The sequence below is a fragment of the uncultured Aquimonas sp. genome, from assembly GCF_937888285.1.
Lineage (GTDB): Bacteria > Pseudomonadota > Gammaproteobacteria > Xanthomonadales > Xanthomonadaceae > Aquimonas.
In genome coordinates, this window is sequence record NZ_CALART010000021.1 from 1 (window position 1) to 13,342 (window position 13,342).

Consider the following 13,342-nt stretch of genomic DNA (forward strand, 5'->3'; position numbering starts at 1 on the left):
ACCGCCTCCCGCCGCTCCCCAGGGGCCCCGTGGAAGAGCGCGGGCTCCTGCCCGCAAGAGCGCAGAGCTGAAGCGGAAAGCCGGAGCCTGAGCGCTCATAGGGTGGGCCCTGGCCCACCATGAGCTCGACTCTCCCCCGGTCTCCATCGAAACCTGAAAGTCAGCGGCAAGGACAGCAGCATCGCCTCTGCCGAAGAAAAGATCCGCCCCGGGCGTCCCTGCCCGGGTGCGGGGTGCTGCGCGAGTCGCCCGTCCGCGGCGGCTCGTTCCGGTGCATTGCTTTCAAAGCAATCGACGTCCGCTGTCGCGCCGCAGTTCCGGCGGCGGCCCTTCCGTGGACGGCGAGGTGCCGAACCTCGCCGCGGGTCGCATCCTGCGACCGCTGTGGAAACGGGGTTCGATGCAGGCGCCACTGGGCCTGCGTCGAAGCGAGGTGTCAGGCGTGACCGTCGAAGGCGACCCGCTGCAGCTGTGCGCCGCGCAGGCCGCAGGTGCTTTCGGCGTAGCGCGGGCGCGCGTCGAGCAGCAGGGCGCCGTGCTGCGCCGCAGGCTCGGGCGGGGTGTGCGCAGGCTCGTTCGCCGGCAGGCCGCCGCTCAGCAGGGTCAGGACCAGGCCCAGCGCATTGAGGGCCAACTGGTGCAGGACTTGGATCAGGGATTCGAACATGGCGGTGCTCCGCACTCGGGTGTCGAGCTCAGCACAGCAGCAACCGTGCCAACCTCGGCATCCCAGCTAAATCAATTGCTTGCGCCGCTGTTCGGCTGTCCGTCCGCGTTCGCCTGTCCGCATCTGCGGACACCGCGCTGCGGTGGGCGTCCGGATCCGGGCAAGCGCCCTGCACGCGGCAGGCGGGTGCCGTCGCGCGCCGCACCACTTGCAGTCCGCTCCGTACAGGCGCGAACAGGCTGGATCATGGGGGGATGCACCGACACAATACGGGTCCGTTTGAAGAGCCGAAGGAGTGTCCATGGCCACCGTTGAAGCGCGCGTTCCCGATATCGGCAGCCACACCGATGTGCCCGTGATCGAGCTGCTGGTCGCGGTGGGGGATCGCGTCAGCAAGGACCAGGGCCTGGTCACGCTGGAATCGGACAAGGCGACCATGGAAGTACCGTCCTCGGTGGCGGGCGTGGTCAAGGAGCTCAAGGTCAAGCTGGGCGACACCCTGTCGGAAGGTTCGGTTGTGGCACTGATCGAAGCTGATGAGGCCGGCGCCGCGCCCACCAAGGCCGCAGCACCAGCGCCCGCCAAGGCCGAGGCGCCCAAGGTCGAAGCGCCGAAGCCCGAGCCGGCCAAGCCCGAAGCGAGCAAGCCCGAAGCCCCCAAGCCCGCCGCGCCTGCTGCCGCCGAAGCACCGCGCAGCCCGCCGGTCAGCTTCAGCGCGGAAAGCGTGCTGCCGCAGAACGTGCCGCACGCCAGCCCGGCGGTGCGCCTACATGCGCGCGAACTCGGCGTCGATCTGTCGAAAGTCTCCGGCAGCGGCCGCAAGGGCCGCATCACCCGCGAGGACGTCAATGCCTACGTCAAGCAGGCGCTGGCGCGTCCGGCCGCGGCTGCACCGGCGGGCGGCGGCGGCGGCCTGAACCTGCTGCCCTGGCCCAAGGTCGATTTCGCCAAGTTCGGCGCGGTCGAAACCCAGCCGCTGTCGCGCATCAAGAAGATTTCCGGCGCCAACCTCGCTCGCAACTGGGCGATGATCCCGCACGTCACCCAGTTCGAGCAGGCCGACATCAGCGAGATGGAGGCCTTCCGCAAGAGGATGGGCGAGGAGAACCCGAACCAGAAGATCACCCCGCTGGTGTTCCTGATCAAGGCGGCGGTGGCGGCGCTCAAGGCCTTCCCCAGCTTCAACGCTTCGCTGGACGAGAGCGGCGAGAACCTGGTGTTCAAGAAGTACTTCCACATCGGCATCGCGGTCGATACGCCCGATGGGCTGGTGGTGCCGGTGATCCGCGACGCTGACTCCAAGGGCCTGCTGCAGCTTGCCGCCGAACTCGGCGAGATCTCCAAGAAGGCGCGCGACAAGAAGCTCGGCCCGGCCGACATGTCCGGCGGCTGCTTCTCGATCTCCAGCCTGGGCGGCATTGGCGGCACCAGCTTCACGCCGATCATCAATGCGCCCGAGGTCGCGATCATGGGCGTGTCGAAGAGCGAGATGCGGCCGATCTGGAACGGCAAGGAGTTCGAGCCGCGGCTGATGCTGCCGCTGTCGCTGTCCTACGACCACCGCGTCATCGACGGCGCCGAAGCCGCGCGCTTCGCCAGCTTCTTCGCCAAGCAGCTTGGAGACATCCGCCGGCTGCTGCTGTAACTCGTTGGCACGGCGGCAAGCGAGGGCCCGCCTCCTCCCGACGAGGACGCGGGCCCTTTGCCTTGATTGGTTTGTGCGCAGCAGCAAGCTGTTGCGTGGCATAAGGTTCCGCAAAGCGGTTCCCGAAGGGCATGACTAAAGGCATACTCCGCGCCAGCGTCCTGCCGCGCTGCAACGTGGTTTGACGCTGGCTTGCGGCGGCGTGGAGCCACCGCCGCGGTCGAAACCGAGCGTGGTCGCACAGCGCAGGCTGCAAGGCCCGGAACAGGGCAGGGTGGGGCGGATGCCGGGGGGCGTCGACCATCGCAGGGGCCAGCGCTGGCAGCCACGCACGGGGGCGGCTTCATCCACTGACTGCGGGGAACCTGAGCATGAACACGATTCACCGACATGGGCCGCGCGCCCATCGTCTGACGGGCGCGCTGCGCCTTGCCCTGATGGGCGGCTGCATCGCCGGGGCGGCAGCGCTGCTGCCGTCTGCTGCCAGCGCACAGGAAGAAACACCTTCCGCCGAGAACGCCAAGGCGCTGGATGTGATCTCGGTGCTGGGCTCGCGCAAGCAGCCGCGCAGCGAGGCCAATTCGCCGGTGCCGGTGGACATCATCAGCGGCGAGGAATTCCACAACCAGGGCCTGACCGACGTGCTGGACCAGATCCGCACGGTGGTGCCCTCGCTCAATGTCAACCTGCAGCCGATCAGCGACGCGGCCACGCTGGTGCGCCCGGCCAATCTTCGCGGCCTGCCGCCCGACAGCACCCTGGTGCTGGTCAACGGCAAGCGCCGCCACCGCTCGGCGGTGATCACCTTCCTCGGCAGCGGCCTGTCCGACGGCTCGCAGGGCCCGGACATCTCGGTGTTCCCGTCGATCGCGCTGTCCCAGGTCGAGGTGCTGCGCGATGGCGCGGCCGCGCAGTACGGCTCGGACGCGATCGCCGGCGTCATCAACTTCAACCTGAAATCCGACCGTGAAGGCGGCTCGCTGGAAGTGCTGGGTGGCCAGCACTATGCCGGCGATGGCACCACCGCCCAGGTCGCCGGCAACATCGGCCTGCCGTTCTCGCCGCAGGGTTTCGCCAACCTGAGCTTCGAGTACCGCGAGGCCGACCCCACCGACCGCAGCGTGCAGCGCGGCGATGCGGCCGAGGTCGCGGCCAGCGGCAACCCCTTCGTGCCCGACCCGGCCCAGGTCTGGGGCAGCCCCGAGGTCAAGCGCGACTTCAAGCTGGTCGCCAATCTCGGTCTGGAGCTGAACGACGACCTCGACTGGTACCTGTTCGGCAATGCCGCCTCGCGCGACATCGACGGCGGCTTCTACTACCGCAATCCGGTGTCGCGCGCCGGTGTGTTCTCCGGCGATGGCGGTGAGACGCTGTTGATCGGCAACCTTGGCGGCGCCGCCTGTCCCACCATCGCCCTGCGCGATGCCGCCGGCAACCTGCGGCCGTTCAGCGCGGTCAACGCCCAGGTCACCGCGCTGCCGGCCAACTGCTACACCTTCTTCCGCGACTTCCCCGGCGGCTTCACCCCGCGCTTCGGCGGCGTGGTCCGCGACGGCTCGCTGGTCACCGGCGTGCGCGGCACCACCGCCGGCGGACTGCGCTGGGATCTCAGCGCCTCGCAGGGCCGCAGCGAAGTCGACTTCTACATCTACAACACCGTCAACGCCTCCATGGGCCCGAACCAGCCCGAGGGCTACCGCTTCAATCCGGGCGCCTACGAGCAGACCGAAACCAACTTCAACCTCGACCTGGTGAAGGTGGTCGACGCCGCCTGGACCCAGTACGGCCTGAGCGTGGCCGGCGGCCTGGAATGGCGCGAGGAGCAGTTCGAGGCCTTCAACGGCGACCAGGCCAGCTTCGAGATCGGGCCGCTGGCCTCGCAGGGCTTCCTGATCGGCTCGAACGGCTTCCCGGGCTTCAGCCCGCGCGATGCCGGCAGCTGGAGCCGCAGCAACTACGCGGCCTATGTCGATCTCGAGGCCGACCTCAGCGAACGCCTGCTGCTGGCGACCGCCCTGCGCTTCGAGGACTTCGAGGACTTCGGCACCACCACCAACTGGAAGCTCACCGGCCGCTTCCAGGCCACCGATGCGCTGGCTCTGCGCGGTGCGGTGAGCACGGGTTTCCGCGCGCCGACGCCGGGCCAGAGCAATGTGCGTGCAGTCACCACCCAGTTCATCGGCGGCGAGCTGCGCGACACCGCGACCCTGCCGCCGACCAACCCGATCGCCCAGCGTTTCGGCGGCCAGCCGCTGCAGCCCGAGGAGTCGTTCAACCTGTCGTTCGGCGCGGTCTACAGCCTCGATGCCTGGCTGTTCACTGCCGACTACTACCGCATCGACGTCGAGGATCGCATCGCCCAGAGCGCCAACTTCGCACTCACCCCGGCCGACCGCGCGGCCCTGGTCGCGCAGGGCGTGCAGGAAGCGATCAGCCTCGACAGCGTGCGCTTCTTCATCAACGACTTCGACACCAAGACCGACGGCGTCGACCTGGTCACCAGCTACGAGAGCGACCACTTCGGCGGCGACACCACCTACGCGCTGGCGATGAACTGGAACCGCACCGAGGTCACCGACTTCTCGCCCGCGATCATCGGCGAGGCGCGCGTGCAGATCCTGGAAGACGCACTGCCGCGCACCAAGGGCAGCTTCAGCATCAACCACCAGCGCGAGCGCTGGCACGCGATGACCCGCCTCAACTACTACGGCAGCTTCTACGAGGACCATGTCGACAGCGGCTGCGTGGTCGGGCCGGACTGCCTGCCGATCTACGGCGATGCGGCGCTGATCGTCGATGCCGAGGTCGGCTACAAGTTCGACAACGGCCTGTTCGTCAATGTCGGCGCGCAGAATCTGTTCGACAAGGAGCCCGAGCTGAACCCCTACGGTGAAGCGGTGGTTGGCGCGAAGTTCCCGCCGCTGGCGCCCTATGGCTTCAACGGCGGCTTCTATTACGTCCGCATGGGCTGGAGGTTCTGATCCATCCGCCACCGCGGCGACGGCTTTGCGCCGTCGCCGCGGGCTGGCAGGATGCGGCCTCATGAACACCGCCGCCAACGCTGCCGAGCCCCTGCTCACCCTCGCCCGCGAGCCCGCCCACTTCGAGGGCATCCTCGACCTGCAGCGGCGCAATCTGCGGCAGAGCCTGAGCGAGCACCAGCAGGCGCAGGACGGTTTCGTCTACGTCGAGCACGACCTGCCCCTGCTCACCCGCATGGCCGCGCAGTCGCCGCAGGCGATCGCGCTTGCGGATGCGCGCGTGGTCGGCTACAGCCTGTCGATGCGGCCCTCAATGGCCGAGTGGCTGCCGGCGCTGCAACCCATGTTCGAGCAGTTCGAACGCATGCAGTGGCGCGGTCGGCGCCTTGGCGACTTCCGCTACGTGGTTGGCGGCCAGGTCTGCGTGGACCCGGCCTGGCGTGGCCGTGGTCTGATCGGCGCGCTCTATACCTGCATTCGTGATGCGGCGGGCTCCGACGTCGAGCTGTGCATGACCGAGATCGCCCTGCGCAACACGGTGTCGCGACGTGCGCACGAGCGCATCGGCTTCGTCGAGGTGGGCCGCTATTCCGATGCCCACGAAGACTGGTCAGTGGTGGCCTGGCCTTGGTGGGACGCGCGCTGAGTGCGGCTCGTGGCGGAAGCGGGACACGACGTGGCGCCGGGATGCTCCAAAGAAACAGAAGGCTTGCGACCCCGTGTGCCGTCGCCCCCGCGCAGGCGGGGGCCCAGACCCGTGGTCTCAGTCGCAAGAATCCTGGATCCCCGCCTTCGCGGGGATGACGAACCCTGGCTTCGTCGAGAACCGCTGCACCACGAAGCGGGGCTGAGAAGCGCCCACACAGACTCCCCGCCGCTCTCCCGGTCCGTCGCCCCCGCGAAGGCGGGGGCCCAGCTGCGCGCGCCGCGCTTGCCGATCCGCTCGGCGATTGCGTTTCTTCTTGTGCTGCTGCTGGCGGCCTGCGCCGCGGATGACCCGCCAGCGCCTCAGACCCTCGCGCACGAAGCCTACGTCTGGCAGCGCCAGTGGACCCCGTCGGTGGGCGCCGCGGTGCGCGAACACAGCGCCGACTTCCGCGGCCTGCGCGTGCTCGCGCTGCAGCAGATCGGCGATGAACGTATCGAGGTGAGGCCTGACCTCGACGCGCTGCGCGACCGCGGGCTGCCGCTGCGCCTTGTGCTGCGGATCGAAGGCAGTCGCTCGCGCGCCGATGCCGACACGCTGGCCGGTGCGCTGGGCGAGATCGCGCAGCAGTGGCGCGGGCGCGGGCTGCAGGTCGAGGGTGTGGAAGTCGACCACGACTGCGCCAACGCAGCGCTGACCGACTACGCCGACTGGCTGGGTCGCTTTCGCGCGGCTCTGCCATCCGACCTCGCGCTGTCGATCACCGCACTGCCGAGCTGGCTGGAAGCGCCCGAGGGCCTGCGCGAACTGCGCGAGGTCGCCGATGAGACGGTGCTGCAGGTGCACGCCGTCGAAGCCTGGCGCAGTGCGCTGGTCGACGTCGACTCCAGCCTGCGCTGGGCGCGCGCCTGGCAGGCGCATGCGTCGCGACCCTTCCGTGTCGCGCTGCCGGCCTACCGCCTGCGCGTGCAGCTGGGGCGTGACGGCAAACCCGCGGCCGTCGATGCCGAGGGCGCGCTCGATCGCAGCGGGCAGGGCGCGCAGGAGCGCCGCGCCGATCCCGCCGAGGTTGCGCGGCTCGTGCGTGCGCTCGAGGCCGAGCCGCTGCCGCAGCTGCAGGGCCTGCTGTGGTTCCGCCTGCCGGTGGCCGGCGACCGTCGCAGCTGGGCGCCTTCGACCCTGGCCGCGGTGATGCGCGGCGCGCTGCCGCTGGCCTCGATCGAGCTGCAGGCGATCGCGCGTGGCCCGGGTCTGCAGGACCTGCTGCTGCGTAATTCCGGCGCGATCGACGCGGCCGCGCCAGAGCGGATCGCCCTGCCTGCGCACTGCACGCTCGTGGAAGGCGTAGGGGCGTATGCGGCTGAACCCGGCAGTGCCGCGCTGCGGGCCGCAGCGCCGCCCTGGCTGGCGCCGGGGACCACGCAGGCGCTTGGCTTCGCGCGCTGCGAGCCGGCGTTACCCATGCTGCAGCGTCTGCCGGTCGATGTCGAAGAGGCACGCGCGCGCAGCCGTTGAGCCTCGCGGCGCCGGGATGCGACTACGCGTGCGCATGCATGGGTGTGGCGTCGCCTCGCGAATCCGGATCGCGCCGCCCCTGAATTGCCCGAAATCTGGCGTAGTGTGCTGCCGCTGCCAGAGGCCGCAGCGTCCCCTTCCACATGCCACCGCCGAGTTCCGCCAGACCATGTCGAAACCCTTGCCCGCGCCACGCCTGCTCAGCCTGAGCCTGTTCCTGCTTTGCAGCCCGGCGCTGGCCTGCGGCCCGGACTTTCCGCTGACCCTGCTGGACCAGCGTCAGCAGACCCTGAGCGAGCTGCCCGAGGGCAGCTTCGAGTACGAGGCCAGTCGGCTGGTCGACATGTCCGCCTACCGGTTCAGGCCGGTTGAGGATCGCTGGCAGTCGGAGCCGGAGGGGTTGCGCCCGGCCGATGCCGAGAGTCTGGATGCCGGCCAGCAGCGCAGGGTTCTGCGATTGCGTGAACTGGGCAGCGCAGACGAAGTGCTGGCGCGCGCGGGGACGCTGCCGCCCGCCGTCGTCCACTACACCGCCGGCGCGGTGGCCTGGCGCGCGCGCGATGTCGACGACGCGATCACCCAGTTCGAAACCGTGCGCGCGCTGCCGATCGAGCAGCGCGGCAACCACGGCCCGATGGCGGCCTACATGCTGGGCAAGCTCCATCGCGACGAGGAGTCACGCGCGATGTACGCCGAGCTGCGCGCCGAAGTGCAGGCCGGTGCGCCCGATCCGCTGGGCCTTGCGGTAGCGAGCTTTGGCGAGGAGGCCCGCGATCTGCTGGAGGCGGGCGAGTATGCGCGCGCCGTCGAGCTGTACGCACAGCAGGCGGCGCTGGGTTCCAACTCGGGGCGCATGTCTCTGCTGTTTGTCGCCCGCAGGCTGGCGCCGAATGCCGACGCCCGCGCCCAGCTGCTGAGCACCGCCAGTGGACGCGGCCTGCTGCTGGCCTATCTGTTCGCGCGCAGCTTCGAGCTGCCGCCGGCGCTGCCTGCTCCCGGCGAGCCGGTGCAGATCTACGATCCCTGGAACGGCCCCTACGGCAGCCCGGACAGCGCCAGCGTGCTGGCCGTGTTCGCCGAGCTGGACGCAGCGCTGTCCGCCGAGGATCCCGCCCGCGAACGGCTTGCCTCGATCGCCTATCGCGCGGGGCGCTACGACGAAGCCGAGCGCGCGCTGCGCGATGCACAGGGCGGCATGGCGCACTGGCTGCGCGCCAAGCTGGCCCTGCGTCGCGGCGATAGCGAGACGGCCTCTGCGGCCTACGCCCTGGCCATCCGCGCCGCTGGCGAAGGTGAGGTCTGGACCGCGCGGCCGGATGAGATCGACGTCTACCGGCCTTCCGAAGCGCCCGTCGACACGCGCTGCCGGATCCAGGCCGAAGCCGGCATCGTCGCGCTGTCGCGCCTCGATTATCTGCAGGCGATGGACCTGTTCTACGCGGCGTCCGCGCGCTACTGGACCGACGCCGCGTATCTCGCTGAGCGCGTGCTGACGGTCGACGAGCTGCAGGGTTTCGTGCAGCGCGTCGCGCCCGAACCGCAGCGGGTGCAGAACGACGAATGGGTGTTCGGCACCCGCCACCACGCCGCGGCGCTGCGCGGGCTGCTGGCGCGCCGCCTGCTGCGCGAGGGCCGCGGCCGCGAGGCGCTGGCGTACTTCGACGACGAGAGCCTGCATGCCCACGCCACGCGCTATGTCGAAGCGCGCGAGGCCATGCAGCGCGGTGATCGCGTGGCGCGCGCACGCGCAGGTTTCGAGGCCGCCGAGCTGGCGCGCTGGCAGGGCATGGAGCTGCTCGGCACGCAGCTGGGGCCGGACTATGCCGAGTACGGCGGCATGTTCTCGCCGGGCGAACGCTGGATCGAAGTGGAGGTGCCCGGCAGCGATGAGACCGAGTGGCGGCAGGTGCCGGCGCAGCCGGACCCGCTGGCGCTCGCGGACGAGCGCGCGCGCATCGAGCGCAGCTCACCCGTGCCCACCCATCGCTTCCACTACCGCGGCCTGGCCGCCAACCTGGCGGAAACCGCCGCCACGCAGCTGCCACCGCGCTCGCAGGCGTATGCCGCGCTGATGTGCCAGGCCACGCGCTACGTGCTCAACACCGAGTTCGAGCGCGGCCAGCAGCTGTATCGGCGCTACCTGCGCGAAGGGCCCTATGTGCCCTGGGGCGCGCGTTTCGGACAGGAGTGTCCGGCGCCGGACTTCGACAAGGTTGAGCGCGAGCTGCACGCGGCGAAGATCGCCGAGTTGAAGCGCATTGCCACATGGACGCTGCCGCCGCTGCTGTTGCTTGGGCTTGTCGGGGTCTGGTGGCGCCGGCGCGGGCGGGCTGCTTGAGGACTTGTGTCGCGGCGCGTGCCGTGGCCCTCGGGCGTGATGAGGGGCGTTGGATGTGGAAGCGGCGAGCGTTCGCCTCGGCTTTGCTCCGGGCAATGCGTCATTCGCACGTGTAGGTGCGCGACACGCGCACCCTACGACCACGAATGACGCCACGCCCCAGAACAGAGCCCGTGCCGCCGTTCGCATGCGGTGCGCCTGCGGCGCGCCAGATCGACCGCACGCACCCGCTTGTGCGCGACACGCGCGCCCTACGATCCGGTGGCGCCGGCGAACTGCTTGAGGGCTTTGGTCGCGGGGCGCGCCGTGGCCCTCGGGCGTGATGAGGGGCGTTGGATGTGGAAGCGGCGAGCGTTCGCCTCGGCTTTGCTCTGGGCAATGCGTCATTCGCACGTGTAGGTGCGCGACACGCGCACCCTACGACCCCGAGAGACGCGAAACGCCCGGCCAAGCCCAGGCCTGTGTTCGCGTAGGGTGCGCCTGCGGCGCACCAGAGCGACAGAAGTCCAGTGCGCCTGCGGCGCACCAGATCGACCGCACGCCCCCGATTGTGCGCGACACGCGCACCCTACGACTCCGAGAGACGCGAAGTACCCGACCAAGCGCAGGCCTGTGTTCGCGTAGGGTGCGCCTGCGGCGCACCACGCCACCTCAGCGCGATGGCACGCCTGAAAATCTGCGTGGCAAAGGGCTAGAAACGCAGATGCGGCAGCAGGCCCAGCACGCCGATCACGATCAGATAGATCGCGACGATGAAGGCCAGCAGCTTGGGCCGGATCAGGATCAGGATGCCGGCGAGCAGGGTCAGCAGCGGCTGCAGGATGGCCATGTTCATCGAAGGCGCCTCGTCGTGGTGGGAAGGATCAGCTGCGCAGGCCGACGCCGCGCTTCAGCAGGGTCAGGCCCAGCCAGGTCAGGGCGACGGTGAAGCCCAGCATCACCGCGAAGCTCAAGGCCAGGTCGACGCCGCTGGAGCCCAGCAGCCCGTGACGGAAGGCGCTGACCATGTAGACGATGGGATTCGCGAGCGTCAGCGTCTGCGCCCAGCCCGGCAGGGCCTCGACTGCATAGAACACGCCGCCGAGGTAGGTCAGCGGGGTCAGCACGAAGGTCGGGATGATGGCGATGTCGTCGAACTTCTTCGCATAGACCGCGTTGACGAAGCCGGCCAGCGAGAACACCACCGCCGCCAGCAGCACGCTGGCGAAGGTCACCAGCGGATGCGGGATCGAGACCCGGGTGAAGAACATCGCGATCACCAGGACGATGGCGCCGACCATCAGCCCGCGCAGCACGCCGCCCAGCACATAGCCGAGCAGGATCACCCAGTTCGGCATCGGGCTGACCAGCAGCTCCTCGACGTGGCGGCCGAACTTCGCACCGAAGAAGCTCGACGAGATGTTGCCGTAGGCGTTCTGGATCACGCTCATCATCACCAGGCCGGGGACGATGAAATCCATGTAGCTGTGCCCGCCCATCTGGCCGATGCGGCTGCCGATCAGGCTGCCGAAGATCAGGAAGTAGAGCGTCATCGTGATCGCCGGTGGCACCAGAGTCTGGCCCCAGATGCGCAGGATGCGATTCACCTCGCGGCGGACGATGGTGTAGAGCGCGGTCAGGTTGGCCTGGGCGGTGGTCGGCGCGGACATCACGCGGCCTCCTGGCCGGTCAGGCGCACGAAGAGCTCTTCCAGGCGGTTCGCGCGGTTGCGCATGCTGCGCACCTGGATGCCGGCCTCGCTGAGCGCGGCGAAGATCGCATTGAGATTGGCCGCGCGCGGCGTCTCCAGCTCCAGCGTGTGGTCATCGCTGCGCTCGATCCTGATGCCGGCCAGCGCGGGCAGCGCACCGTTGAAGGGCTCGGCCAGGTCCAGCACAAAGCCCTCGACGTCGAGCTTGGCCAGCAGCGCCTTCATGCTGCTGTGCTCGACGATGCGGCCGCGGTCGATGATCGCGATGTTGCGGCAGAGGTTCTCGGCCTCTTCCAGATAGTGCGTGGTCAGGATGACCGTGGTACCGCGGGCGTTGACCTCCTTCAGCGTCTTCCACATGCCGCGGCGGATCTCGATGTCGACGCCGGCGGTGGGCTCGTCGAGGATCAAGAGGCGCGGCCGGGTGATCATCGCGCGGGCGATCATCAGCCGGCGCTTCATGCCGCCCGACAGCGTCCGCGACATCACATGCGCCTTCTCCCACAGCTGGGCGGCGCGCAGTTCGGCCTCGGCGCGCTCGGCGGCCTCGGCGCGCGGTACGCCGTAGAAGCCCGCGTAGTTCACGCAGATGTCGAAGGGCTTCTCGAACATGTTGAAGTTGATTTCCTGCGGTACCAGGCCGACCTGGCGCATCGCCTCGCTGCGCTGCTTCATCAGGTCGATGCCGCAGATCCGCACCTCGCCGGCGCTGGCGTTGACCAGCGAGCTGACGATGCCGATCAGGGTGGACTTGCCGGCGCCGTTCGGCCCCAGCAGGGCGAAGAAATCGCCTTCGCTAACGGCGAGCGAAATGCCCTTCAGGGCTTCGACGCCATTCGAGTAGGTCTTGCGCAGATCGCGCACTTCCAGCGCTGCGGGCGCGCTCATTCGACAACGGCCTTTGGGAGCCGGGCGGCTCTCGGGACGAAAGGGGGGAAATCCGTGCAGGCCCCTCGGCAAGCTGCGAACTGGGCGCTCACGGGCGGCGGCTACTATACACCCCCGCCTGAACCGCCCCGAGAGGCCGAAACCGCCATGATCGCGCCCCCGCCCACCGTGCCGCTGCGGCTTGTCGACAGCCGCTGGCTGACCCCGAGCGTGCGGCATTTCGTGTTCGAACGCAGCGACGGCGCGGCCATCGCCTTCCTCCCCGGGCAGTTCGTCCGTGTGCGCGTCAGCGCAGGCGAGGCGCCCGAGTTCCGCAGCTATTCGATCGCCAACCCCAATGACCCGGGGCGCAGCGATGCGCAGCGGATCGAGCTGGTGGTGAGCCTGGTTGAGGGCGGCGTCGGCAGCGCCTGCATGCGCGCCCTGCAGCACGGCGACGAGATCCACGCCACCGCGCCCAACGGCCGCTTCTGCCTGCTGCCGGAGGACGATGCCAAGCGCTACGTGCTGCTCGGCACCGGCACCGGCGTGGCCCCGTATCGCGGCATGCTGCCGCAGCTTGCCGTGCTGGCCGAGCGCGGCGTGCAGACCCTGCTGCTGCTGGGCAACCGCACGCCCGCCGAACAGCTCTACGCCGACGAGTTCCGCGCGGCGGCCGCGCGCATCCCCGGCTTCACCCTGCGCTTCTGCCATTCGCGCGGCCTGCCAGACGCGCCCACCGGGATCGATGTGCACGCGTATGTGCAGGATGCACTGGCCGCCTTCGAGATCGACCCCGAGGGCGATATCGCCTACCTCTGCGGCAATCCGCATATGGTCGACGCCGGCTTCGAGCGCCTGAAGGCCGCCGGCCTGCCCCTGCGCCGCATCCGTCGCGAGAAGTACCAGACGCCGCGCCTGCCGGGCGCTGTCACACCGGCGGCCAAGGCCGGTCAGTAGCCGCACGCCGCGGGCCCTGGCGCCGCGGAAAGG

Annotated in this window: 10 protein-coding genes; 6 read left to right on the forward strand and 4 right to left on the reverse strand. The window is 69.5% G+C overall.

Features of this window, described 5'->3' with window-relative positions; all coding sequences use genetic code 11:
* Positions 1 to 436: 436 nt before the first annotated feature.
* Positions 437 to 667, reverse strand: coding sequence for a hypothetical protein (locus tag Q0654_RS06205; RefSeq protein ID WP_298851624.1), 231 nt, complete (start codon positions 665 to 667; stop codon positions 437 to 439).
* Positions 668 to 968: 301 nt separating this feature from the next.
* Here Q0654_RS06205 and aceF point away from each other — a divergent pair, with 301 nt between their 5' ends.
* From aceF to Q0654_RS06230, 5 genes are all read left to right on the forward strand, one after another.
* Positions 969 to 2,312 (forward strand): dihydrolipoyllysine-residue acetyltransferase, encoded by a 1,344-nt coding sequence (aceF, locus tag Q0654_RS06210; RefSeq protein WP_298851626.1) that lies wholly within the window; start codon positions 969 to 971, stop codon positions 2,310 to 2,312.
* Between the two features lie 371 nt (positions 2,313 to 2,683).
* Entirely contained in the window at positions 2,684 to 5,293 is a 2,610-nt protein-coding gene (locus Q0654_RS06215) for a TonB-dependent receptor (protein WP_298851628.1), read from the forward strand.
* A 61-nt stretch (positions 5,294 to 5,354) separates the two neighbouring features.
* Positions 5,355 to 5,939 carry a GNAT family N-acetyltransferase gene (locus tag Q0654_RS06220; protein WP_298851629.1) on the forward strand — a complete coding sequence of 195 codons (585 nt, stop codon included), beginning with the start codon at positions 5,355 to 5,357 and terminating at the stop codon, positions 5,937 to 5,939.
* A 285-nt stretch (positions 5,940 to 6,224) separates the two neighbouring features.
* Positions 6,225 to 7,454 carry a DUF3142 domain-containing protein gene (locus Q0654_RS06225; RefSeq protein ID WP_298851631.1) on the forward strand — a complete coding sequence of 410 codons (1,230 nt, stop codon included), beginning with the start codon at positions 6,225 to 6,227 and terminating at the stop codon, positions 7,452 to 7,454.
* Between the two features lie 169 nt (positions 7,455 to 7,623).
* On the forward strand, positions 7,624 to 9,792 hold the full coding sequence (locus Q0654_RS06230; RefSeq protein WP_298851633.1) for a hypothetical protein: 2,169 nt from the start codon (positions 7,624 to 7,626) through the stop codon (positions 9,790 to 9,792).
* A 691-nt stretch (positions 9,793 to 10,483) separates the two neighbouring features.
* Here Q0654_RS06230 and Q0654_RS06235 read toward each other — a convergent pair.
* Genes Q0654_RS06235 through Q0654_RS06245 form a run of 3 tightly spaced genes read right to left on the reverse strand, consistent with a single transcriptional unit; the run spans position 10,484 to position 12,370 of the window.
* Positions 10,484 to 10,627: a DUF3096 domain-containing protein gene (locus Q0654_RS06235; RefSeq protein ID WP_298851635.1), complete on the reverse strand. Its 144-nt coding sequence runs from the start codon at positions 10,625 to 10,627 to the stop codon at positions 10,484 to 10,486.
* Between the two features lie 28 nt (positions 10,628 to 10,655).
* Positions 10,656 to 11,441 (reverse strand): ABC transporter permease, encoded by a 786-nt coding sequence (locus Q0654_RS06240; RefSeq protein WP_298851637.1) that lies wholly within the window; start codon positions 11,439 to 11,441, stop codon positions 10,656 to 10,658.
* Entirely contained in the window at positions 11,441 to 12,370 is a 930-nt protein-coding gene (locus Q0654_RS06245; RefSeq protein ID WP_298851640.1) for an ABC transporter ATP-binding protein, read from the reverse strand. The genes Q0654_RS06240 and Q0654_RS06245 overlap by 1 nt, the downstream gene beginning before the upstream one ends.
* 147 nt (positions 12,371 to 12,517) lie before the next feature.
* Between Q0654_RS06245 and Q0654_RS06250 the strand changes: the two genes are divergently transcribed.
* On the forward strand, positions 12,518 to 13,309 hold the full coding sequence (locus Q0654_RS06250) for an FAD-binding oxidoreductase (RefSeq protein ID WP_298851642.1): 792 nt from the start codon (positions 12,518 to 12,520) through the stop codon (positions 13,307 to 13,309).
* Positions 13,310 to 13,342 lie beyond the last annotated feature (33 nt).

Coding starts and splice junctions, on each gene's coding strand:
- Q0654_RS06205 (WP_298851624.1), bottom strand. CDS start 667: ATGTTCGAATCCCTGATCCAAGTCCTGCACCAGTTGGCCCTCAATGCG.
- aceF (WP_298851626.1), top strand. CDS start 969: ATGGCCACCGTTGAAGCGCGCGTTCCCGATATCGGCAGCCACACCGAT.
- Q0654_RS06215 (WP_298851628.1), top strand. CDS start 2,684: ATGAACACGATTCACCGACATGGGCCGCGCGCCCATCGTCTGACGGGC.
- Q0654_RS06220 (WP_298851629.1), top strand. CDS start 5,355: ATGAACACCGCCGCCAACGCTGCCGAGCCCCTGCTCACCCTCGCCCGC.
- Q0654_RS06230 (WP_298851633.1), top strand. CDS start 7,624: ATGTCGAAACCCTTGCCCGCGCCACGCCTGCTCAGCCTGAGCCTGTTC.
- Q0654_RS06235 (WP_298851635.1), bottom strand. CDS start 10,627: ATGAACATGGCCATCCTGCAGCCGCTGCTGACCCTGCTCGCCGGCATC.
- Q0654_RS06240 (WP_298851637.1), bottom strand. CDS start 11,441: ATGTCCGCGCCGACCACCGCCCAGGCCAACCTGACCGCGCTCTACACC.
- Q0654_RS06245 (WP_298851640.1), bottom strand. CDS start 12,370: ATGAGCGCGCCCGCAGCGCTGGAAGTGCGCGATCTGCGCAAGACCTAC.
- Q0654_RS06250 (WP_298851642.1), top strand. CDS start 12,518: ATGATCGCGCCCCCGCCCACCGTGCCGCTGCGGCTTGTCGACAGCCGC.